Genomic DNA, 21,498 nt, shown 5'->3' with positions numbered 1-21,498 from the left:
TAGGTGAAGTCGGGCTCGGACGGCGGACGAGGGTGGGTCATGACCTCTGACTGGATGGGGCGACGACCGCTCCGCCGGGTCGAGCGGGATCCGGAGGCCGCGCTGCCGGCTCGGACCTGGCCGGCCACCCTGGCGCCGGTCGCGCAGCTGCTGGCCGATGGCCTCGACCTCGGCGCCGCCACCATCCTGGTCGGCGAGAACGGCACCGGGAAGTCCACCCTGGTCGAGGCCGTCGCCGGTGCGTACGGGCTGTCGCCGGAGGGCGGGTCGACCGGGGCCCGGCACAGCACCCGGATCAGCGAGTCGGTGCTGGCCCAGAGCCTGCGGCTGGTCCGCCGGCCGGGCACCACGCGCTGGGGCTACTTCCTCCGGGCCGAGACGATGCACGGTCTGTTCACGTACCTTGAAGATCATCCGGGCGGCGGAGCGGAGCCGGTGTTCCACGAACAGAGCCACGGCGAGTCGTTCCTGTCCATGATCAGCACGTCACGGTTCGAGCGCGGCGGCTTCTTCGTCCTGGACGAGCCGGAGGCCGGGCTCTCGTTCACCGCCCAGCTCACCCTGGTCGGCGTGCTGCACTCCATGATCAACAGCGGTGAGGCCCAGGTGCTCCTGGCGACCCACTCACCGATCATCGCCGCGTTGCCCTCGGCCCGGATCCTGGAACTGGACGAAAACGGCATGCACGAGCGTGCTTGGGACGAACTCGATCTGGTCGACCACTACCGCCGCTTCCTTGATCAACCCGATCAGTATCTGCGGCGGGTGCTGGACGATTAGCAGTCGGCCCAGACCCCGTTGCTCGGGAAGAGGCCGGGATTGCCCTTGACCGTGGTGACCTGGCCCGCCACGCCGATCTGGTACGCGACCAGTTCGGTGGTGTAGAGGCCGCGACAGGTGACCGGCTGCCACTCACCGACGCTGACGATCACGCCGTCGTCGGAGCTCAGCTCGGACCAGCTCTCGATCACCGTCGACTGGTCCCGGACCAGCCGCTGACCGAAGTTCGCCGAGCAGGAGTGCGGCCGCCAGATGCTGTCGGCGCCCTTGACCTGGCACCGCAGCTCGACCGCGCTCCGATACTGCAGCGGCCGGCCCTCGACGCCACGCACGTGCACCGCGACGGTCGCGTCGACCCGGCGCTCCTCGCTCTGCATGAGCGAGACCACCCGAACCCCGTCCAGTCCGTAGTCGGGCTGACCCGGCGGTGGCGTCTCCGCGACCCCGTTGATCCCCGGCGAACCGACGAGCAGGCCGCCGAAGACGGCCGAAACTGCGACCACGAGGCCGCACACCATGAGCTTGCGCATGAAATTTTCCCCCAGGCGAATGAGCCGCGTGGGACGCGACCCAACCCGGACACAGGCTAAGCGTTGGCGCAGGTTTTCACACGAAATCGCTCATTATTCGAGCCAGAATCGTAATTTCGTCGGGTCCGACGCGGCAGCAACCACCCACGATCCGGGCTCCGGCGGCCACCCAATCACGGGCCGCCGACGCCGTGAAACGGCTCGGACCGAACCAGGATCCGGCCCAGTTCTCGCCGCTGTTCGGGTAGACGACGACCGGTCGATCGGTCACCGCCCGGGCGGCGGCGATGGCCTCCGGGACGTCGTCCGGATCGCAGCAGTTCACGCCGATCGCGACGATGCCGGGCGCCTCGGCCAGCGCGAACGCCTCGATCAGCGGCTGCCCGGCGCGGGTCCGGTCCCCGTCGATCGTGTACGAGAGCCAGGCCGAGACCCCGGTCTCGCCGACCAGCCGGACCAGCGCCTCGGCCTCGACCAGGTCGGGCACGGTCTCGCAGGCGATCAGGTCGGCCCCGGCCTCGGCCAGGATCTCCAGCCGCGGCCGATGCCAGTCGATCAACCGGTCCACGCTCAGCCCGTAGCGCCCGCGGTATTCGGAGCCGTCGGCCAGCGCCGCTCCGTACGGCCCGACCGAGGCGGCGACCCAGCGGCCCGCCGGCTCCGGCAGGTCGGCCCGGGCCGCGACGGCCAGCCGCACGCTGCGCCGGAGCAGCTCGGCGGCCTCGGCCGGGGACCAGCCGTGCCGGACGAACCCCTCGACCGAGGCCTGGTAACTGGCCGTGGTCGCGATCCGCGCTCCCGCCGCGAAGTAGGCGGCATGCACGGCCCGGATCGCGTCCGGGTCGTCGGCCAGCAGCCGAGCCGACCAGAGCGGCCCGGAGAGATCGTGCCCGCCCCGCTCCAGCTCGGTCGCCAACCCACCGTCGGCAACCACCACCCCGTCCGCAGCAAACTCCACCACCCGCCAACCCTAATCACGCCCACCCACCCCAACCCCGCGCCGACTTGTCAGAACTGAGTAGCCCTATAGCGCACCTCAGTTCTGACAACTCGGGCCGGGAGTGCGTCAACTTTGGTTGACTCTGGAAAGTCGTCAACCTAGGATGACGGCATGAGTAGCCCCACGGACCTCAGTTCGGCCATCGGCAGTGCCGACCCCGCCGAGGGTTTGCGGGCCGTACGCAGCCTCCGGATCCTGGCCGACCAGCTCGAACGGCTGCACGTCGGGCGAGCTCGCGGGCTCGGCTGGTCCTGGCAGGACATCGCGGCCGTGCTCGGGGTGTCCAAGCAGGCGGTACACAAGAAGCACGGCAAGCGCTGAGATCGAGGAGGGACGGACATGTTCGAACGCTTCTCGCCGGCGGCTCGTGACAGCGTGCTGCAGGCCCAGGTGGTGGCCCGGGAGCTGCGGCAGCCGATGATCGGCTCCGAGCACGTACTGCTCGGCGTGCTCTGGCAGGACTCCGGGCCCGCGCGGGAAGCGCTGGTCGCGGCCGGGCTGGACTACCCGACAGCTCGGGAGCGACTGGCCCAGTTGGTGGGCGACGAGCTGGATCCGCAGGCGCTGGCCTCGCTGGGCATCGATCTGGACGAGATCCGGTCGCGGGTCGAGCGCACGTTCGGTGAAGGTGCGCTCGACGGGCCCGATCGCAGGCCGGAGCCGCGCGGGCACATCCCGTTCAGCAAGGGGGCGAAGAAGGCGCTGGAGCTGTCACTGCGGGAGGCGATCAACCTGCGCAGCGGCGGGATCGATGCCGAACACGTGCTGCTCGGTGTCCTCGGTGACGTCGGCAGTCTGGCGCACCGGCTGTTGGAGAGCTTCGCCGTCGATCCGATCCGGCTGCGCAATGATCTTCGGGGCCGGCTCCGCGCGTCGGCCTGAGTTGATCTTCGCCACCGGTCACCCGCGATGAATCCGGTCCGGGCGGCGCTCCGCCGCGGGTGGGCTCCGCCGGTCGGCCGGGTCAGCCCAGCCCCGACTCCCGGCGGGCCAGCCAGAGCTGCCGCAGTACGTCATCGGACGGCGTCAACTGATGCTCCTCGCCGGAGCCGGAGGTGTCGACGTCGGCGCGGTGGATCTCCTCGTGCAGGCGCTCCATCGTCCCGTCCAGCCGGTGCGCGGTCTCCGCGGCCTGCTGCAGGTCGCGCAGCAGCTCGGTCGGCACCTGGCGGCGGTACTTGTAATAGATCTTGTGTTCCAGGCTGGCCCAGAAGTCCATCGCGATCGTCCGGAACTGCACCTCGACGACGACGGGCACGACGCCGTCGGACAGGAACACCGGCACCTCGACGATGCCGTGCAGGCTGCGGTAGCCGTTGGGCTTCGGCTCGGCGATGTAGTCGCGGACCTGCAGCACGGTGACGTCGGACTGGCCGGCGAGCATGTCGAACACCCGGTAGACGTCGGAGACGAAGCTGCAGGTGACGCGGACGCCCGCGATGTCGGTGATCGTGCCGCGGATCGCCTCGAACGTCGGCTCGCAGTTCTTCCTGATCAACTTCTCCAGGATGCTGTCCGGCGACTTCAGCCGGGACGAGACGTGCTCGATCGGGTTGTATTCGTGCAGCTGGTTGAACTCGTCCCGCAAGATCGTGATCTTGGTCGTCATCTCGTCGATGCCGAACTTGTACTGCATCATGAATCGGGTGAAGTCCTCCCGCAACTGACGCAGGTCACCGAGCGGTGAGCCGATCAGCGCCAACTCGTCAGCGGAAGTGGGCGAGCCAGATTTCTGGGGTGACGTTTCGATCACTCGTCCTAGCCTAGGGCGCGTTCCTGGCAGTGAGCTGTACGTTTCTCAGGCTCGCTCGGTCGGCTCCGACCCGAGGAGTTCGCCGGCCAGCAGCCGCAACGTCTGCTCCCGCGCGGGGAACCGGTCGGCCGCCGTGCCGGTCAACGCCCCGGCGATCGGATTGATCATCACCTCATCCACCCCGAAGGTGTGGGCAAGATCACGAATACGCGCCGCCGCGGTGGGCGGGTCGCCGACCACCCAGCGCGAACTCATCGCCTCGGCCAGGTCCCGGTGCGCCGGCGGCAGCTCGACCCGTTCGGCGTCCTCGATCAGCGGCGACGGCTTCAACTCACCGCCGGTCCGCAGCGCGATCATGGCCAGCTGCTGCGGGATGATCAGCCGCTGCGCCTCCTCGTTGGTCGGGGCGACGGCCGCGTTGACGGTCAGGAACGTCTTCGGCTCGGCCAGTAGGTCGGAGGGCCGGAAGTTGGACCGGTAGACCCGGAGCGCCTCGGCCGTGCCCTCACCGGAGAAGTGATGCGCGAAGACGTACGGCAAACCCTGGGCGGCAGCCAACTCGGCCGAATAGAGCGAGGAACCGAGTAGCCACACCTTGGCCGAGCCCTCGGCCTTCGGGGTGGCCCGCAGCGGATAGCGCCGGCCCTGCAACTCGAGCTCGACACCGGTCGCATCCATCAGCGCGATCACGTCCGACACGTAGTCCGGGAACCGCTCGATGTCCTTGTCGTCGCGGCCGCCGCCGCTGCGCAACACGTAGTTGGTCACCGGGTCGCTGCCCGGTGCCCGGCCGATGCCGAGATCGATCCGGCCGGGGTAGGCGGCCTCCAGCAGCGCGAACTGCTCGGCGACCACCAGCGGCGCATGATTGGGCAACATCACCCCGCCCGAGCCGACCCGGATCCGCCGGGTGGCGGCCGCGATGACGCCGATCAGCACCGGCGGATTGGTCGCCGCCACCGCCGGCATGTTGTGGTGCTCCGCCACCCAGTAGCGCGTGAACCCGAGTTCATCGGCGGTCTCGGCCAGCCGTAACGACGCCTGGATCGCGGCGGCGGTGGTCTGGTCGGTGCGCACCGGCACCAGGTCGAGGACAGAAAGTGCAAGGTCGGTCACGACCCGCTCAACCCCACCGATCCGCCCCGCTATTCCCACTCGTTCGCCCCGAGCCTGTCGAGGGGTGTTCGTTCCCTGAGCCTGTCGAAGGGCGGGCGAGGGGTGTTCGTTCCCTGAGCCTGTCGAAGGGCGGGCGAGGCGACTCCGATTCCGGCGAGGCGCGATCGGGCCTGCCCTTCGACAAGCTCAGGGAACGAGGGACGAGCGGCTCAAGAAGTGCGAGGCTGCAGGGCTTTGGCCCAGCGGCCATCGGCCTTGGCCCGGTCGATCTCGGCCTGGCCGGCGGGGCGCATCCGGCCCTCGGCGATCAGTTGGTCGACCCGGGCGACGTTGGAGGCCGACCAGTTGCTCTTGGCCCGCCGCGGGGTGTAGCGCTGGATGAAGGTCGCCGCGTCGCGGCCCTTGGTGTGACCGTCGATCCAGCCGTAACAGAGGGCCTCCAGCACGGACTGCTCGTACGAGATCGAGGTCGGCTCGGTGGTGCCCTTCTTGGCCAGCACCAGCCAGACTCCGGGCACGTCGGTGTGATGGGCGTCCAGCCAGGCCCGCCAGCCCTCGGCGTCCGCGACCGTCAGTTCCTCGAACTCATCCGCCATGGCCGCACCCTAATCCCGACCGCCGCCACCCGCCCCGACCTGTCAGAACTGAGTTGTGCTCTGGCACAACTCAGTTCTGACAAGTCGGCGTAGGGGGTCAGTTGAGGGTGACCATGGAGGGTTCGAGCTCGTCGATCGAGCGGGCGCCGAGCAGCTTCATGGTCCGGGTGATCTGGCTGGTCAGGATCTCGATCATCCGATCCACTCCGGCCTCGCCGCCGGCCATCAGCCCGTACAGGTAGGCGCGGCCGACCATCGTGAACTTCGCCCCGAGCGCCATCGCGGTGACGATGTCCGTGCCGGACATGATGCCGGTGTCGACGATCACGTCGACGTCGTTGCCGACCTCACGGACCACGTCCGGCAGCAGCCGCAGCGGGATCGGCGCCCGGTCCAGCTGGCGACCGCCGTGGTTGGACAACACGATCCCGTCGGCGCCGAGATCGGTCACCTTGCGGGCGTCGTCGAGGTTCTGGATCCCCTTCACCACCAGGGATCCGGGCCATTGGTCCTTGATCCAGGCAAGATCATCGAAGTCGACCGTCGGGTCGAACATCACGTCCAGCAGCTCGGCCACGGTGCCGGACCAGCGGTCGAGGGTGGCGAACGAGAGCGGCTCGGTGGTCAGGAAGTCGAACCACCACCACGGCCGCGGGATGGCATCGACGATCGTCTTCGGGGTCAGCGTCGGCGGGATGGTCAGGCCATTGCGGGTGTCCCGCAGCCGGGCCCCGGCGACCGGCACGTCGACGGTCACCAGCAAGGTGTCGAAGCCGTTGTCCGCGGCGCGGCGGACCAGGTTCATCGATCGCTCGCGGTCCTTCCACATGTAGAGCTGGAACCACTTGCGGGTGTCCGGACCGGCGGCGCGTACGTCCTCGATCGAGGTGGTGCCCATCGTCGACAGCGAGAACGGAATCCCGGCCCGGCCGGCCGCCCGGACCCCGGCCACCTCGCCCTCGGTGTGCATCATCCGGGTGAAGCCGGTCGGCGCGATGGCAAACGGCCAGGCCGACTTCTTGCCCAGGATCTCGGTCGTGGTGTCGAGGGTCGACACGTCGCGCAGGATCCGGGGATGCAGGGTCACGTCGCGGAACGCCTGCCGGGCCCGGGACAGCGAGAACTCGCCCTCGGCCGCGCCGTCGGTGTAGTCGAACGCCGCGCGCGGGGTGCGCCGCTTGGCGATCCGGCGCAGATCTTCGACGGTCAACGCGTTGCCGAGCCGTCGCTTCTTGGGATTCAGCTCCGGTCGCTTCAACCGCATCAGCGGCGCCAGATCCTTCGGGCGGGGCAGGCGGCGTTCGACCATGACGACCTCTACTTCAACTCCGGGACCAGGGCGCCGCCATTTTCCCACCTCCCGCACCCGCCCCCACCCGGGGTCCACAGCGCACCCCCAACCGAGTTGTCAGAACTGAGTAGCCCCATAGCGCAACTCAGGTCTGACAACTCGGCAGAAGGTGACACCCGTACGCTCCGCCCAGCTCCCGCCTTCCGAGTTGTCAGAACTGAGGTGCGTCATAGGGCTACTCAGTTCTGACAAGTCGGCGGGCGGTGGCGGTGAGGTCGGCCTGGGTGACCGGGCGGTGGGTGATCAGGCGGCGGTAATAGAGCGGGGCGAGGAGGCGTTCGAGCAGGTCGCCGGGGTCGGTGCCGGGGGGCAGGTCACCGCGGTCGATGGCGTCGGTGATCACGACGGCCGCCCGTCGATGTTGATCATCGAAGAACGCGGCCAGGGCCTCCGCGGCCGGCACGGAGTCGAAGGCGGCGGCGATGCAGGCCCGGGAGATCGGGCCGAGCTGCGGGTCGTCCAGACCGTCCAGGACGGCGCGGCCGACGCCGATCAGGTCGCGCTCCAGGTCGCCGGTCCGGGGCGGGGTCCAGTCGTTGCGAGGATGCTCGGTCAGCGCGGCCGCGAGCAACAGGTCGGTGGTCGGCCAGCGGCGATAGAGCGTCGACTTGTGCACGCCCGCCCGGGTCGCGATCGCTTCGAACGTGAGGCCGGCGAGGCCGCCGTCGACCAGCTCGACGAACAGGGCGTCGAAGATCGCCCGGGTGTTGCGGGCGGTACGACCACCGGGCCGGGCCTGGGTGCCGCTCATCCGACCGGCCGATCCTCGAGGCGGAGCCGGTCGGGCGTGCCGGTGAGTTGCCAGCGGCGGGTGATCCCGATCGCGTCGAAAAGATCATGATCATGCCCGGCGACGACCAGCGCGCCGCGATAGTCGGTCAGGCCGGTGATCAACTGTTCGACGCTGGTCAGGTCGAGGTTGTTGGTCGGTTCGTCCATGATCAGCAGCTGCGGTGGTGGCTGCTGCAACAGCAGGGTGGCCAGCGTGCCGCGGAACCGTTCGCCGCCGGAGAGCATGGCCGCCCTTCGTTGTACGGTCTCGCCGCGGAACCCGAACCGGGCCAGCCGGGCCCGGATCTCGTGGTCGTCCGCGGTCGTCACGGCCGCCAGGTTCTGCAGCAGCGTCAACTCGTCGTCCAACAGATCCAGCCGCTGCGGCAACCAACCGATCCGGTCGGTCGCTGCCGACTGGGCCAGGCGGCTCAGCAGGGTGGTCTTGCCGATCCCGTTGGCCCCGGTGACGGCGATCCGCTCCGGGCCGCGGATGATCAACGTCCGGTCACCGACGGCGAGCTCGGCCAGCCGGGCTCGCTCCGGCACCTCGGTGCCGGGCAGATCGAGCCGGATCGCGGGATCCTCCCGGACCCGGCTCTCGGCCTGCCGGACCTCGTCCCGGGCTTCGTCCAGCTTGCCCTCGTGCAGCAGCCGATATTTGCCGGCCGAGATCTCGGCCTCCTGGGCCCGCAGCTTCATGATCACCTTCGGCCGCCGCTTGTTGGCGTAGTCGGTCTTGGCGTAGCGCTGCCGCCGGGCCAGCGCGACCTGGGCGTCGACCAACTGCCGGTGCTCCCGGCGCAGCACCGCCCGGGCGTCGCGAACAGCCCGTTCGGCCACCTCCTGCTCACCGGCCAGCGCCGCCCGATAGGCGCTGAGCGGGCCTCCGAACTGGCGCAGCCGGCCGTCCTGCAACTCGGCGATCGCATCGACCAGCTCCAGCAGTTCCCGATCATGGCTGACGATGATCAACAGTCCGGGCCAGGCCTCGGTGACCAGCTGGAACAGCCGCTCCCGGGCCGCCCGGTCGAGGTTGTTGGTCGGCTCGTCCAGCACCGTGACCTCGGCCGGCCGGAGCAGCGTCGCCGCGATCCCGATCATGGTCGCCTCGCCGCCGGACAGAGTGTCCAGGGGCCGGTCCAGAATGCCCGGCGGAGTCGGCACGCCGACCCGGGCCAGCTCGGCCAGCGCCCGGTCCTCCACCTGCCAGTCGTCCGCGGACAGTTCGAGATCGGCCGGTGTCGCCCGGCCGGCCAGCACCCGGCCGGTCGCGGCCCGGACCGGGGCGATCTGCAACAGGTCGGCCACCGTGCGCCGATCGACGGTCGCGATCGTCTGCGGCAGCACGGCGATCCGCCCGGTCACCGTGACCGCTCCCTCGGTCGGTGCCAGCTCGCCGGTGATCAACCGCAGCAGGGTCGTCTTGCCGCTGCCGTTGGCGCCGATCAACCCGACCCGCTGGTCCGTCCAGGTCCCGTCCAGCCCGCCGAACACGCGTTCGCCGTCGGGCCAGCCGAAGCCGACCTCGGACAGCCTTACGGTTCCGGACATGAGTCCAGGTTAACACTCTAATGCAACTATCGTCGCGTTAACTAGGTTCGAGCGGCAGGCAGGCGAGGCGGCCGCCGGCCATGCCGCCGTGGTCGGTCGGGTGCTCGTGGACGACGACGGAACCGATGCCGGCGCCGGCGGACGGGACGACGAACGGAACCAGGGTCGAGGCGTGGCCGCGGCCGTGCTCGTCCACGGTGATGTCCAGCCAGACCTCGGTCCGGGCGGAGATCTCGGCCGGCTCCCGACCGGTGGCCCGGTCGTGGTTGTAGTGCGGCCCGGCGGCGGCGCCAGCACCGGCGACGCAGCGGCCGGTGTGCACATGGACACCCACCGTGTGCCCGGCCGCGGCGGGATCGAGCCCGGTCAGCCGGAGCTCGGCCACGCTGCCGACCAGGCCGCGGATGATCATGATCCGGCCGTCGGCGCCGTCGGTGAGATCGGCCGCCGGGCTGAGGTCGGTCAGTGCTCCGTCGGCCACGGTGACCGGGTCGCCGAGCAGCCCGGCGATGCCACCGTCGTCGGCGTACGCGGGCGTGGTGGCCAGCACCGGCAGCAGCGCGCCGATGGCCGCGGCGATGATCATGGAACGTCGGACGGGGCTGGGTCGCATGGTCTCTCCTGGGACGCGTGAGTGGCTGCCCGAGGGGCACAGTCTTGCGCACCGGCGCCGCCCACCGAGCAGGGCCACTCGGGGAACGAATCGGTGGCCTGCGTGATCGTTACGTCCCGGCACCCACCAGAATCGGGGGGTGCAACCACGAAGCGTCGGCAGGATATTCGAGCCCGGTGGGCTGTTCGATCTCGACGGCCGGATCGCGTTGGTGACCGGTTCCAGCCGCGGGATCGGCAGTTCGATCGCGGCCGGGCTGGCCGGGGCCGGCGCCACCGTGGTGTTGAACGGGCTGGATGGCGGCCGGCTGGAGCGGGCCCGGTCCGCGTTCGCCGCCGAGTTCGGTGCGGACCGGGCTCACGGGTACGCGTTCGACGTGACCGAGGCTGCGGCGGTCGACGCCGCGGTCGACCGGATCGAGGCCGAGGTCGGCCCGATCGTGATCCTTGTCAACAACGCCGGAGTGCAGCACCGGGAACCGATGCTCGACGTGGCGGTCGAGGACTGGCAGCGGGTGCTGACGACGAATCTGACCAGCGCCTTCCTGGTCGGCCGGGCCGCGGCCCGGCGGATGATTCCGCGCGGGGCGGGCAAGATCATCAACATCTGCTCGGTGCAGACCGAGCTCGCCCGGCCGACCATCGCCGCGTACACCGCGGCCAAGGGCGGGCTGCGCAATCTGACCCGGGCGATGACCGCCGAATGGGCCGGGGCCGGACTGCAGATCAACGGCATCGCTCCGGGCTACATCCACACCGAGATGACCCAACCGCTGGTCGACGATCCCGACTTCAACGACTGGATCCTCGGTCGGACGCCGGCCGCTCGCTGGGGCACGGCCGGCGATCTGCTCGGTCCCGCCGTCTTCCTGGCCTCGTCGGCCTCGGACTACGTCAACGGCCAGGTGATCTTCGTCGACGGCGGCATGACCGCCGTCGTCTGAGCTTGACCTCGGTCGACCTCTGACGCCCGAGGCCTGGGAGGATCGAGGAATGACCACACCGCCAGTCACCGACTCAGGACTCCCGGTCACCGCTGCCGACGTGCACGCCGCGGCCGGCCGGCTCGCCGGAGTGGCGCACCGGACGCCGGTACTGCGGTCGCGGACCCTGGACGCGCTCGTCGGCGCCCCGGTGCTGCTGAAATGCGAGAACCTGCAGCGGATCGGTGCCTTCAAGTTCCGCGGCGCCTACAACGCGATCGCCCAGTTGTCGGCGGAGGAACGGCGCCGCGGTGTGGTCGCGCACTCGTCCGGCAACCACGCACAGGCGGTCGCCCTGGCCGCCCGCGAGCTCGGCGCCCATGCGGTGATCGTGATGCCGAAGGACACGCCCCGGCTCAAGCTCGAGGCGACCACCGGCTACGGCGCGGAGATCGTGCACTACGACCGCTACACCGAGGATCGGGACGCGATCAGCGCGGCGCTGGCGGAGGAGCGCGGGTTGATCATGATCCCGCCGTTCGATCATCGCGACGTGATCGCCGGGCAGGGCACCGCGGCGCTCGAGCTGATCGAGGACGCCGGTCCGCTGGACGTGTTGCTGGTCCCGGTCGGCGGGGGCGGACTGGCGGCCGGCTGTGCGCTGGTCGCGGCCGAGCTGTCGCCCGGGGTGCGGGTGATCGGGATCGAGCCCGAGGAGGGCGACGACACCTACCGTTCGCTGGCAGCGGGGGAGCGGATCGCCGTACCGGTGCCACGGACCCTGGCCGACGGTCAGGCCGTGCCGCAGCCCGGCGAACTGACCTTCGCGATCAACCGCCGGCTGCTCGACTCGATCGTGCTGGTCAGCGACGCAGAGCTGGTCGAGGCCGTGCGCTGGGCGTACGAGCGCCTCAAGATCGTCCTCGAGCCGAGCGGAGCGACGCCGCTGGCCGCCCTGCTGACGGGCAAGATCACGATCGGTGACGGACCGATCGGGGTGATCTTGTCCGGCGGCAACATCGGCGCCGAACAGTTCGCCCGGTTGATCACGGAGGGCTGATCATGAGCACACTTGGATGGCGGAGTCTGTGGATCGGGCTCGGTCTGGTGATCGTCGCGACCTTCTGTTTGGTGCTGAGCCTGGTCACGCCCGGCGTGATCATCGGCATCGTCGGCCTGATCGGCCTCGGCATGGCCGGTTACGACGCGATCTACGAGGCGCTGGGCCGAGCCCAGCTTCGCCGCCGGGCCGCCAACCCTCGCCGCCGGAACTGAGGCGAACGGGCCCTGAGTTGGTCGATCGGCGAAGCGAGGGTGTTCGTTCCCTGAGCCTGTCGAAGGGCAGGCCAGACGCGTGCCCTGTCGGGTTTCGGCCTGACGGCCGGAAAGACGCGCCAAGGAGGGGCGGGTCGTGGCGGTTTGTCGGGTTGTGCGGCCGGGCGCCGGTGTTGGGGCGAAGTCGTTGGTTGGGCATCGACTGTGACGTTCCCCGGCCGTTTTGTGCCGGTTGGGCCGGGTTTCGTCACAGTCGATGTTCCCGGCCGCAGCGCAACCGGTGCCCGGCCGGAAGTGCCCAGGAATCGCCGCAACCCACCCGCCCTTGGCGCGTCTTTTGGTCTCGACGCGCACCGAGCGGGCTGCCCGGCCGTCGGACCTCGAGCGACCGAAGCCTGCCGGCTGGGTGCACCACGACCAAGATCATCGATGAATCCGGGCAGGGAACGAAACGCCGGGCTGCGCTGGCCGCGCCATGCGTTCGGTCGGAGCCGACTGTGACGTCAACGACGCGAAATCGGCGTCAGGGCGGTGTTCCATTCGGTCCAGAGGGCGGCGGCGGTGGTCGGGTCGGAGGCTGCGATCACGGGATCGCCGAGGGCGGGGAGGCCGGGTTCGCCGGTTGGGGCGAGGACGGTGCCGCCGGCCTCGAGGATGATCAAGATCGCGGCGGCATGATCGATCGGGCTGTAGCGGTGGATGATCGCGCCGGCGCCGCGGCCGGTGGCGAGACCGGACAGGGTCGCGGTGCCGGAGCCGGGGATCCGTAGTGTGCAATGCAATTCGGCCAGCCGCTCCATCAGCGTGGTGAGTCCGTTCCAGGGGCGGGCGCCGGCCAGTTCGGTCGTCACGACGGCACCGGCGAGGGGCGACGGGCCGGGCCACGGGGTCGTCCGCAGCCGGAGGCCGTCGCGCCAGGCGCCGCGACCCTTGGCGGCGACGACCGGAGTCAGCAGCACCGGGTCGATCACGGCGCCGACGACGGGATGATCAGCTTCGACCAGGGCCAGCGAGAAGCTGGTCCAGGGTACGCCGTTGGCCAGGTTGGCGGTGCCGTCGATCGGGTCGACGTACCAGCACGGCCGGGCTCCGTCGGACGTGCCGCCGAATTCCTCGCCGACCAGATCATGATCAGGAAACTGGGCGCCGATCACGGCGCGGACGCGACGCTCGATCGTCCGGTCGATCTCGGTGACGTGGTCGGCCGGGCCGGTCTTGGTGTCGACGGCCCCGACCCCATTGGCGCGCGCGTGCCGGGTGACCTCGGCCGCGTGCTGGGCGAGTTCGGTGGCGATCATGATCTGGCGGCCGCGCTCGTCGATCGCGCCGGCCGCGATGGCGTCGCGGACCTCGGTCACCCGGTTGGTCGTGATCGAGTCGACACCGATCGTGGCCAGGTGGGCCGCCTGGGCCGGGTCGTCGACGGTCCAGCAGGAGACCGCCGCGCCGAGAGCGTGGACCGCCTCGACCCAGGCCCGGCCGACGAGCAGCTGCTCGGCGTTGACGACGGCGGGCCGGAGCTCGGCCAGGTCGGCCGCGGTCGGCGGCTCGGTGGCATACCAGGGCTGCCAGATCTCGGCCCCGGGCAGTGCGGCGCGGATGGTGCGCATCGCCTCCGGATGACCGCACCAGGCCGAGAAAGCGGTCGCGCCGGCGGCTCGTACGACCTCGGCGGCCGGACCGGCGGGGGCCGGCTCGTCCATGTCGATCAAGAGGATCGCCCCGCTGTCCCGAACCAGTTCGAGGGCTTCGGCGAGCAGCGGGATCCGGCGCTCGCCACCGCCGAGCTCGCGCAGGTCGGTCAGGTCGACCTCGCCGACCGGGCGGGGATCACCCCAGAGTCGTTCGAGTGTCGCATCGTGCAGCAGGACGACGGCACCGTCGCGGCTGACCCGGACGTCGATCTCGATCATCCGAACCCCACGGGCGAGGGCCGCGCGGATCGCCGCCGGCGTGTTCTCCCGCGGACCCCCGGCGGCCTCGTCGTGGACGCCGCGGTGGGCGACAAGACGCGTCGCGGAGCGGGGCGCGCGGGCGGCGACTCGCGGTTCGGTCAAGGTGCGGTTCCTTCGGTCGGGGCTCTCCGCAGGCTATCGGGACCGCGGCTGACCGCCCGGAGGTGCACCGCCGCCGCTCGGGGTGGTCGTGGTGTCGACGCCGACCCGGAGGGCGACCTGGTAGCCGGTGCCGACGTCGCCGGTGACCGTGGCCAGCTGACTGGCCGCGGCGTCGTCGCCGAACACGTTGTCGGACTGGAGACTGACCTGGGACAGGTTCGACACCGACTGCTCGTAGCCCGGCTGCTGATAGACGGTCCGGCAGACGTCCTCGGGCAGGGCGACCTGGGAGGTGGCGATCGCGTTCGAGGCGTCGGCGATGCCGGCCTGATCGGGATAGACCTCGAAGTGGATGTGCGGCCAACGCCCGGAGTAGCAGGCGGGGAAGATGCTGTTGAACGTGACCCGGCCGTCGGCGTCGGCGAGCTGGACGCCGCGGAGGTAGTTCTGATCTTCGACGCCCTCGGAATACAGGGAGTAGCGGCCCTCCCGGTCGCACTGCCAGACGTAGACGGCGACGCCGGCGAACGGGCCACCGCCGCCGGCCAGGTCGACGATGCTCAGAGTCAACTCCATCGGCACGCCCTCGGCCGTCCCGGAGGAGTTGCCGAAGCTCGATCGGATGTCGCCGCGGACGATGCCGGCCTGCTCCAGCACGTCGGCGCCGTTCGAGCCGTCTCCCGGGTACGGTCCCGCCGTCTCGTCGGGGATCTCGGCCAGGGTGTCGGATCCGCCGGTCTGCGGCGTGGTCGCGTCGGAGACGCCGCAGGCCGCCAGGCCGGCCGCCGCCGTACCGACGCCGAGGGCGCGCAGCAGCGAGCGTCGGTTGAACAGGGTGCCAAGATCAAATCCGAGCCCTTGATCAACAACCTCCTCGTCCGGCCGAGGTAGCCGTCGGCCCTGGTAGCGGCGAGAAGTCGGGTGCATGGGGTCCTCCACGGTGGTCACGGTGCTGATACGAAACCCAGCCTGACCGGACAGCTTGGGCCGGCCCTGTGGCCCTGCTGTGAGGATCCCATGGACGCCGCGGCCGGTGAGGAGGGTCGACGCCGCCTCCGGCGGGCGACGCCGCGGCGAACGATCGAGCCTCCCGGCATGCCGGGCGTGAGGGCCCGGATTCTTTTGATGACAGGACTCTGAAGAGTCCTTGACGCTGTCAGTCGTGCTCGCTTAGAGTCTGGCATACCACCGGCATTCATCCTCGCTGACCTCCGGTGGCTCGGGGGAGGTCGCGACGTTCTTCTGTGCACCGTTGTGACCAAAGGAGTGTCCGGTGACCGAAGCATCTTCCTCCAGACCATCCCGCGGGTTCGGCCGGCGAGGCTTCCTCGTCAGCGCCGCCCTGACCCCGCCGGCGATCATGACCGTCCAACAGTTCCAGGCGGCACCGGTCGCCCGGGCCGAACCCGACGTGCCGGCCCCGGGGCCGATCGACTCGGGCAAGATCAAGAAGCGCAAGCCGCCGGCGCGGCAGGCCGCGGTCGTCGACAACACGGTGCCGGCCTTCCCCGGAGCGGAGGGCGCCGGTAAGTTCAGCACCGGCGGCCGCGGTCATCCGGTGTACGAGGTGACCACACTGGCCGATTCGGGGCCGGGCTCGCTGCGGGAGGCGGTCGCCCAGAGCAATCGCATGATCGTATTCCGGGTCGGCGGCACGATCGAACTCGAAGGCGGTCTGGACGTCACCGGCTCCAACCTGACCATCGCCGGCCAGACCGCGCCGGGTGACGGCATCGCGGTGATCAACAACGAGTTCACCATCGCCGGTGACAACATCGTCATCCGCTACCTCCGGGTCCGCGGCGGCGACCGGATGGGCACGCCGATCGACACGTTCAAGGGCGAGGGCCGGCGCAACGTGGTGATCGATCACTGCTCGGTCAGCTGGGGCGTCGACGAGTGCTTCTCGTTGTACGGCAACTACGACGTGACCGTGTCGCACTGCATCATCGCCGAAGGCCTCACCATGTCCGCGCACGAGAAGGGTCGGCACGGCTACGGCGGCCTGTGGGGCGGTCAGAACGTCACGTTCCACCACAACCTGCTGGTCCACCAGGGCGGCCGGAACCCGCGGTTCAGCTTCGTCGAGCACCTTGATCAACTCGTCGACCACCGGAACAACGTGATCTACGACTACGGCTTCACCTCCTGCTACGGCGGTGAGTGGTGCGAGGGGATCAACCTGGTGGCCAACTACTACAAGCCCGGACCGGCGACCCTGGCCGAGATCGCGCCCGAGCTCGTCGCGCCGGGGCGTGGCGGCCGCTGGCATCTGTCCGAGAACGAGATCGAAGGCCATCCCGAGATCACCGAGGACAATCTGGCCGGGATCACCGTGCCGGTCGGCGGCATCACCCACGCGGCCGACCCGATCCCGTTCCCGTTCCCGAACGAGATCAGGACCCAGACCGCCCTGGAGGCGTACGACACCGTACTGGCCGGGGTCGGAGCCAGCCTGCCCCGCTACGACGCCGCCGATGCCCGGCTGCTCGCCGACGTCGGCAATGGGACCGGCCGATTGATCAACTCGCAGACCGAGGTGGGCGGCTTCCCGGTGCTGAAGTCGGCCGAACCGCCGGTCGATTCCGATCATGACGGCATCCCGGACGACTGGGAGCTGGCCCAGGGGCTCGATCCCAAGGACCCGGCGGACGGCGCCGCGATCGGTAAGGGCGGCTTCTCCAACCTGGAGCTGTACCTGAACTCGATCGAGCGGTCGAGCGCGGCCAACCCCGAGGTGGTGATCACGTCGCCGACCGGCGATCAGGTGTTCGCCGGACCGGCGGCGGAGCGCGAGATCGAGATCAGCGCCGAGGCGTCGGCCGACGGCGACGCGACGATCACCGCGGTCGAGTTCTTTGCCGGCGCGACCTCGATCGGCAAGGCCGACTCGGCGCCGTACCGGATCACCTGGGCCGGGGTCACCGACGGCACCTGGTACCTGACCGCCCGCGCCACCGACAGCCGCGGCCTGCAGACCCAGTCCACCGGCACGCCGGTGCACGTCAACCGCACCACCGAGCTGCCCGGCTGGACGTCGACCGACATCGGCGACGTGCCGATCGCCGGTTCGGCCGCGATGAAGGGCGACGACGCATTCACGATCAAGGGTTCGGGCAAGATCTGGGCCAAGCAGGACGCGTTCCAGTTCGTCCACCAGGAGATCGACGCCGGCCCGTCGTCGGTGGTCGAGATCATCGCCCGGATCGACCGACTGTCCCGGGTGTACGAGGGCGTGTATGCCGGCCTGATGATCAGGGAGTCACTGGAGCCGGACTCGCCCTACTTCACCGGCGGGATCAGTTGGTCCGACGGTGGGCTGAAGGGCATGGTCTCGCGCTTCGCCCGGTTCGGCGACGAGCCGAGCATCAGCCCGTACCCGTGGGACGACGAGGAGCTCGAGGACCAGCCGTACTGGATCCGGGTGATCAAGCGGGGCAGCGAGTTCGAGGCGCACCTGAGCAACGATTCGCTGCAGTGGACCCGGATCGGCTACGAACGGATCCACCTGGCCGACCGGGTGCACATCGGCCTCGTGGTAGACGCCAACAAGGAGTCGAACGCGATCAACAACTACGCCTCGGCGGACTTCGCCGAAGTGCGGGTCAATTCCTGATCAAGGAGATGAGGCGGTCGATGACCAGGCGTCAGCCGGCCAGGAGCGAAGTCAGGTCGAGCTCGATCTCGTGCGCACCGTCGACGAGCGCCGTCCCGCGTGGAACCTGAGCGTCGAGATGGAGCTGCGGCGTCCAGCCGCTGCCGGAGTTCGCATAGATGTCCAGGGCTGCCAGCTCCGGATCAAGGATCCAGTACTGTCCGATGCCCGCGGCGGCATACTCGCCCGACTTGCGCACCGTGTCCTCACCGCGCGTGCTCGGCGACAGGATTTCCACGACCAGCAGCGGAGCCTCGGACACAAGGAACTGCTGGGGCGGTTGTCGGATGACCGAGATGTCCGGCACTCGCACCCGGTTGTTGGGGAGCTGAACTCCGACGTCCTGGACAACGTGCAGGCCGGAGAGCCCGGCGCGGAGCCGTGCTGTCAGAAGGAACGACGCGTCCTGGTGTGCGAATGACGCCGGGGAGTTCACGACCACTTCCCCGTCGACCCATTCCGACTTGGGCTTGGCCGGCAGAGCCCACCACTCCTGGTAGGACATGCTCCTGCGCTCAAGTCCTGGCATGACCGCCTCCGGTTTCGCTTCGGACACATCGAGACCCCGTCCATTCTCTGCCTGATCTGTGGTTCGGGCCAGTCTGGTCCAGGGCACAGACAATCTCGGCGGGCGCCGGTCTCAGCAGGTCGGCAGCCAGACCCGCATCGCACGCCGGTCACGATTGGACCACTGGAAGTACGGGATCGCCGTCGCGGTGACCGGTCGCGGAGTCGGGGCCGGAGGAGTGCGGAAGTACGGCAGGCCGGTGTCGGGCAGGTCGGCGAGCACGTCCGCGGAGACGTCGAGCAGCACGGTGCGGCCGATTCCCGGATGATCGTCGACCGGCCGGACCTGGAGCTCCGGCTCCGGCGCCAGCCGCAGCCGCTCCAGCTCGACTCCCTCGGGTTGATCGAGCTGTTCGAAGCAGTAGACCAGCGGCCCGCGCTCGAAGGCCACCGAGCCGCGAACCGCGTCGATCTTGGGGTGTGGCGTGATCAGCCGCGGGCTCAGGTCCAGCTCGAGTCGGATCGTGTCGCCGGCCCGCCAGGCCCGACGGAGCACCAGATAGCCACGATCGTCCGGCTGCACCGGCACCGGACCATCGTTGACGAAGAGCTCGGTCCGCTCGCTCCAGGACGGCAACCGGAGGGCCAGCCCGCAGGGACCGTCCGGCACCCGGTCGATCGTGATCATCACCCGGCCGGACCAGGGCAGGTCGGTCCGCAGGGTTGCGGCCAGCTCGCCGCCGGCGACCGACCCGTGGACCACGCCTTCTGTGTATTGCTGCAGGTACAGGGTTTCGGCGTCGGTGGTCGCGACATAGTGGCCGAGCGAGGACATCAGTCGGGTCACGTTGGGCGGGCAGCAGGCCGACCAGAACCAGCCACCGCGATACCGCGGATCGCCGATCACCTGTTCATGATCATGCCGCCGCTGCAGCGGATTGCCCTTGAAGAACTCCAGTCCGTCGAGCGAGACCGACGCCGCGAACACGTTGTACAGCGTGCGTTCGATCAGGTCGGCGAAGCGCGCCTCGCCGGTGGCCAACAGCAGCCGCCAGCTCCAGTGGATGCTGGCGACCGCGGCGCAGGTCTCGTTGTAGGCCTGGTCCGACGGCAGCTCGTAGCCCTCGCCGAACGCCTCCTTGAGCTGCCGGGCGCCGTGCCCGCCGGTGATCGCGGTCTTGGTGGCGACGGCGTCCTCCCAGCGGGTGATCGATCCGTCCAGCAGTGACCGATCGCCGGTCTCCAGGTAGACGTCGACGATCCCGGCCTCGAGATACATGGCCCGGACCGCGTGCCCGGTCAAGATCGGCATCTCCCTGACCGGCAACGCGTCCTGGAAGTACGCCGAGCCGACCGGACTGTGGCCGACCAGGCCGCGGCCGCGATCATCGATCAGCCGGCGGGCCAGGTCGAGATAGCTTTCGATGCCGGTCAGCCGGTACAGCTCGACCAGCGCCGTCTCGGCCTCGGGATGCCCGTCCAGCCGTGGCTTGCGCTCGTCCAGGAACACCCGGACCAGATGATCAGCCAGCCGCCGGGCGATCGGCAGCAACCGGTCGTCGCCGGCGCGTGCCAGTGCGACGGCGGCCTGGAACAGGTGCCCGGCCGTGTACAGCTCGTGGCTGTTCTCCAGCTTGGCGTAACGCTGGTCCGGCGCGTTGACCTGGTAGTAGGAGTTGAGATAGCCGTCGTCGGTCTGGGCTCGGGTGATCAGTCCGATCGCCTCGGTGAGGAACGTGGCCAGGGCCTCGTCGCCGGCTCCGGCGCCGAGCTCGTACGCCACCGATTCGAGCATCTTGTAGACGTCGGTGTCCATGTAGACGGGGCCGCGATAGGCCACGTCGAGGCGCTCGCCGGCGGCCAGCCGAAGATCATCGAAGTTGCCCGCCTCGGCCAGTTTGCCGATGCCGAGCGGAATGCTGGCCTCGCGGTTGATGCGCTGCCGCTCGTGCCAGAGGCCACCGGTGATGATCACCGGCGGCACCGGTCGCTGCACCGCGACGGAGTCACCGGTGAGCTCGACCGGCCCGGCCGGCGCAAGCTTGTCGATCATGGAATCCCCGAGGGAATCGGGCATGGCACGCCTCCTCGAATGATGATCAACACTACCTGGCATTCAGCTGGTATGCCACCCCCGGGTTGATTCGTTCCCTGAGCCTGTCGAAGGGCAGGCCTGATGATCTTTGCCCTTCGACAAGCTCAGGGAACGAACCGAACGTCCGTCCGAAGGGGTCAGCGGCGGGTGGGGTTCATCCGCGGCTGGGTGAGGAAGACGATGGTCTGGTCGCGGACCCGGAGGATGTGGGACTCCAACCGTTCCCGGGCCAGGTCGGCGTCGCCGGCCTCGAGGGCGGCGATGATCTCCCGGTGCTCGTCCACCGCGGTGTCCAGCCGCTTGTGGGTGAGCGGTGCCTCCATCCCGGCCCGGGTGACGTGGATGCTCAGGTGCAGATCGTCGTAGAGCGAGACCAGCCGGGGCAGTTCGGCCAGCGCGACGATCGACCGGTGGAACCGGCTGTCGTTGTCCCGGAATGCGATGTAGGCCGCCTGGTCGTCGACCGCCCTGGTCGCCAGCACTGCGGCCTCGGCCACCGATTCCTCGAGCTCGGGCAGTGGCCCGTCCGGTTGGCGTTCGCAGAATCGGCGCACGCTGTGCGATTCGATCATCACCCGCAGCTCGAACAGCTCGTACAGCGAACTCAGCGACGGTACGGCCACCGTGAACCCGGCGATCGGATCGTAGGAGAGCAGTCCGCGCTCGTACAACCGACCGACGGCGCTGCGAACCGGCGTCCGGCTCATGCCGAGGTTGCGCGCGAACTCCCGGATCGGCACCGGTTGGCCGGGGGCCGGGTGTTCCTCGGTCAGCCAGGTGACCAGCGCCTGGTGGGCGCGGCTCTCAAGGCTCTCGGAGTCGACCGGTGCTGCGGTTCGGGCCATCGAACGTCCTTCCTGTTTCCGATCATGGTATGCCGGGCGGGCGATGCCCGGTGCCAGTTCCGGTGCCGGTCTGTCGCG

At 69.6% G+C, this 21,498-nt stretch carries 21 protein-coding genes; 7 read left to right on the top strand and 14 right to left on the bottom strand.

The genetic code is table 11. The features are described from left to right. Positions 1–39: 39 nt before the first annotated feature. Positions 40–780 (top strand): AAA family ATPase, encoded by a 741-nt coding sequence (locus FNH24_RS16735; protein WP_246186939.1) that lies wholly within the window; start codon positions 40–42, stop codon positions 778–780. Here FNH24_RS16735 and FNH24_RS16730 read toward each other — a convergent pair. Together FNH24_RS16730 and mmuM are read right to left on the bottom strand one after the other, a co-directional pair. Beyond that, positions 777–1,310, bottom strand: a complete 534-nt coding sequence (locus FNH24_RS16730; protein ID WP_152363350.1) for a hypothetical protein — start codon at positions 1,308–1,310, stop codon at positions 777–779. The genes FNH24_RS16735 and FNH24_RS16730 overlap by 4 nt on opposite strands. Before the next feature lie 76 nt (positions 1,311–1,386). Continuing rightward, complete coding sequence (gene mmuM / locus FNH24_RS16725) at positions 1,387–2,271, bottom strand: homocysteine S-methyltransferase (RefSeq protein ID WP_246186938.1); 885 nt, start codon at positions 2,269–2,271, stop codon at positions 1,387–1,389. Between the two features lie 150 nt (positions 2,272–2,421). Between mmuM and FNH24_RS16720 the strand changes: the two genes are divergently transcribed. Together FNH24_RS16720 and FNH24_RS16715 are read left to right on the top strand one after the other, a co-directional pair. Next, positions 2,422–2,631 (top strand): hypothetical protein, encoded by a 210-nt coding sequence (locus tag FNH24_RS16720; RefSeq protein ID WP_152363349.1) that lies wholly within the window; start codon positions 2,422–2,424, stop codon positions 2,629–2,631. An 18-nt stretch (positions 2,632–2,649) separates the two neighbouring features. Beyond that, on the top strand, positions 2,650–3,192 hold the full coding sequence (locus tag FNH24_RS16715) for a Clp protease N-terminal domain-containing protein (protein WP_152363348.1): 543 nt from the start codon (positions 2,650–2,652) through the stop codon (positions 3,190–3,192). 82 nt (positions 3,193–3,274) lie between these two features. Here the strand turns inward: FNH24_RS16715 and FNH24_RS16710 are convergent, their stop codons facing one another. From FNH24_RS16710 to FNH24_RS16680, 7 genes are all read right to left on the bottom strand, one after another. Next, positions 3,275–4,063, bottom strand: coding sequence for a GTP pyrophosphokinase (locus FNH24_RS16710; protein ID WP_246186937.1), 789 nt, complete (start codon positions 4,061–4,063; stop codon positions 3,275–3,277). Positions 4,064–4,108: 45 nt separating this feature from the next. Continuing rightward, complete coding sequence (locus FNH24_RS16705; RefSeq protein WP_152363347.1) at positions 4,109–5,179, bottom strand: LLM class flavin-dependent oxidoreductase; 1,071 nt, start codon at positions 5,177–5,179, stop codon at positions 4,109–4,111. Positions 5,180–5,388: 209 nt separating this feature from the next. Then, positions 5,389–5,775, bottom strand: coding sequence for a YdeI/OmpD-associated family protein (locus FNH24_RS16700; protein WP_152363346.1), 387 nt, complete (start codon positions 5,773–5,775; stop codon positions 5,389–5,391). A 97-nt stretch (positions 5,776–5,872) separates the two neighbouring features. Next, positions 5,873–7,084, bottom strand: coding sequence for an alpha-hydroxy acid oxidase (locus FNH24_RS16695; protein ID WP_152363345.1), 1,212 nt, complete (start codon positions 7,082–7,084; stop codon positions 5,873–5,875). A gap of 217 nt (positions 7,085–7,301) precedes the next feature. Further along, positions 7,302–7,877, bottom strand: coding sequence for a TetR/AcrR family transcriptional regulator (locus tag FNH24_RS16690; RefSeq protein ID WP_152363344.1), 576 nt, complete (start codon positions 7,875–7,877; stop codon positions 7,302–7,304). Next, positions 7,874–9,451: an ATP-binding cassette domain-containing protein gene (locus tag FNH24_RS16685; RefSeq protein ID WP_152363343.1), complete on the bottom strand. Its 1,578-nt coding sequence runs from the start codon at positions 9,449–9,451 to the stop codon at positions 7,874–7,876. The genes FNH24_RS16690 and FNH24_RS16685 overlap by 4 nt, the downstream gene beginning before the upstream one ends. Positions 9,452–9,488: 37 nt before the next feature. Next, entirely contained in the window at positions 9,489–10,064 is a 576-nt protein-coding gene (locus FNH24_RS16680; protein ID WP_152363342.1) for a superoxide dismutase family protein, read from the bottom strand. A 139-nt stretch (positions 10,065–10,203) separates the two neighbouring features. Here FNH24_RS16680 and FNH24_RS16675 point away from each other — a divergent pair, with 139 nt between their 5' ends. Genes FNH24_RS16675 through FNH24_RS16665 form a run of 3 tightly spaced genes read left to right on the top strand, consistent with a single transcriptional unit; the run spans position 10,204 to position 12,261 of the window. Next, entirely contained in the window at positions 10,204–11,007 is an 804-nt protein-coding gene (locus FNH24_RS16675; protein WP_246186936.1) for an SDR family oxidoreductase, read from the top strand. 49 nt (positions 11,008–11,056) lie between these two features. Next, a complete protein-coding gene (locus tag FNH24_RS16670; RefSeq protein ID WP_152363341.1) occupies positions 11,057–12,046 on the top strand; it encodes a pyridoxal-phosphate dependent enzyme in 990 nt (329 codons plus the stop codon). A gap of 2 nt (positions 12,047–12,048) precedes the next feature. Next, positions 12,049–12,261, top strand: a complete 213-nt coding sequence (locus FNH24_RS16665) for a hypothetical protein (RefSeq protein ID WP_152363340.1) — start codon at positions 12,049–12,051, stop codon at positions 12,259–12,261. A gap of 503 nt (positions 12,262–12,764) precedes the next feature. Here FNH24_RS16665 and FNH24_RS16660 read toward each other — a convergent pair. Both FNH24_RS16660 and FNH24_RS16655 read right to left on the bottom strand, forming a co-directional pair. Beyond that, positions 12,765–14,318, bottom strand: coding sequence for an inositol monophosphatase family protein (locus tag FNH24_RS16660; RefSeq protein WP_152363339.1), 1,554 nt, complete (start codon positions 14,316–14,318; stop codon positions 12,765–12,767). 33 nt (positions 14,319–14,351) lie between these two features. After that, on the bottom strand, positions 14,352–15,245 hold the full coding sequence (locus FNH24_RS16655; RefSeq protein WP_152363338.1) for a dioxygenase family protein: 894 nt from the start codon (positions 15,243–15,245) through the stop codon (positions 14,352–14,354). Between the two features lie 346 nt (positions 15,246–15,591). Here FNH24_RS16655 and FNH24_RS16650 point away from each other — a divergent pair, with 346 nt between their 5' ends. Next, the gene (locus FNH24_RS16650; RefSeq protein WP_152363337.1) at positions 15,592–17,934 is read left to right on the top strand and encodes an Ig-like domain-containing protein; all 2,343 of its coding nucleotides are present in this window, start codon (positions 15,592–15,594) and stop codon (positions 17,932–17,934) included. 31 nt (positions 17,935–17,965) lie between these two features. Here the strand turns inward: FNH24_RS16650 and FNH24_RS16645 are convergent, their stop codons facing one another. The 3 genes from FNH24_RS16645 to FNH24_RS16635 form a co-directional block, all read right to left on the bottom strand. Continuing rightward, positions 17,966–18,478, bottom strand: coding sequence for a Uma2 family endonuclease (locus FNH24_RS16645; protein ID WP_161606165.1), 513 nt, complete (start codon positions 18,476–18,478; stop codon positions 17,966–17,968). A 135-nt stretch (positions 18,479–18,613) separates the two neighbouring features. After that, complete coding sequence (locus FNH24_RS16640) at positions 18,614–20,557, bottom strand: glycoside hydrolase family 127 protein (protein ID WP_246186935.1); 1,944 nt, start codon at positions 20,555–20,557, stop codon at positions 18,614–18,616. Between the two features lie 155 nt (positions 20,558–20,712). Next, a complete protein-coding gene (locus tag FNH24_RS16635) occupies positions 20,713–21,420 on the bottom strand; it encodes a GntR family transcriptional regulator (RefSeq protein WP_161606164.1) in 708 nt (235 codons plus the stop codon). Positions 21,421–21,498: the final 78 nt, after the last annotated feature.

Source organism: Microlunatus speluncae (assembly GCF_009299835.1).
Taxonomy (GTDB): domain Bacteria; phylum Actinomycetota; class Actinomycetes; order Propionibacteriales; family Propionibacteriaceae; genus Microlunatus; species Microlunatus speluncae.
This window is presented reverse-complemented; position numbering and strand designations above follow the sequence as displayed.

Bases quoted from the DNA above. Each gene is read 5' to 3' on its own strand.
- FNH24_RS16730 (WP_152363350.1), bottom strand. From the start codon at position 1,310: ATGCGCAAGCTCATGGTGTGCGGCCTCGTGGTCGCAGTTTCGGCCGTC.
- FNH24_RS16720 (WP_152363349.1), top strand. From the start codon at position 2,422: ATGAGTAGCCCCACGGACCTCAGTTCGGCCATCGGCAGTGCCGACCCC.
- FNH24_RS16645 (WP_161606165.1), bottom strand. From the start codon at position 18,478: ATGTCCTACCAGGAGTGGTGGGCTCTGCCGGCCAAGCCCAAGTCGGAA.
- FNH24_RS16700 (WP_152363346.1), bottom strand. From the start codon at position 5,775: ATGGCGGATGAGTTCGAGGAACTGACGGTCGCGGACGCCGAGGGCTGG.
- FNH24_RS16635 (WP_161606164.1), bottom strand. From the start codon at position 21,420: ATGGCCCGAACCGCAGCACCGGTCGACTCCGAGAGCCTTGAGAGCCGC.
- FNH24_RS16670 (WP_152363341.1), top strand. From the start codon at position 11,057: ATGACCACACCGCCAGTCACCGACTCAGGACTCCCGGTCACCGCTGCC.
- FNH24_RS16690 (WP_152363344.1), bottom strand. From the start codon at position 7,877: ATGAGCGGCACCCAGGCCCGGCCCGGTGGTCGTACCGCCCGCAACACC.
- FNH24_RS16640 (WP_246186935.1), bottom strand. From the start codon at position 20,557: ATGCCCGATTCCCTCGGGGATTCCATGATCGACAAGCTTGCGCCGGCC.
- FNH24_RS16655 (WP_152363338.1), bottom strand. From the start codon at position 15,245: ATGCACCCGACTTCTCGCCGCTACCAGGGCCGACGGCTACCTCGGCCG.
- FNH24_RS16665 (WP_152363340.1), top strand. From the start codon at position 12,049: ATGAGCACACTTGGATGGCGGAGTCTGTGGATCGGGCTCGGTCTGGTG.
- FNH24_RS16680 (WP_152363342.1), bottom strand. From the start codon at position 10,064: ATGCGACCCAGCCCCGTCCGACGTTCCATGATCATCGCCGCGGCCATC.
- FNH24_RS16735 (WP_246186939.1), top strand. From the start codon at position 40: ATGACCTCTGACTGGATGGGGCGACGACCGCTCCGCCGGGTCGAGCGG.
- FNH24_RS16685 (WP_152363343.1), bottom strand. From the start codon at position 9,451: ATGTCCGGAACCGTAAGGCTGTCCGAGGTCGGCTTCGGCTGGCCCGAC.
- FNH24_RS16695 (WP_152363345.1), bottom strand. From the start codon at position 7,084: ATGGTCGAACGCCGCCTGCCCCGCCCGAAGGATCTGGCGCCGCTGATG.
- FNH24_RS16715 (WP_152363348.1), top strand. From the start codon at position 2,650: ATGTTCGAACGCTTCTCGCCGGCGGCTCGTGACAGCGTGCTGCAGGCC.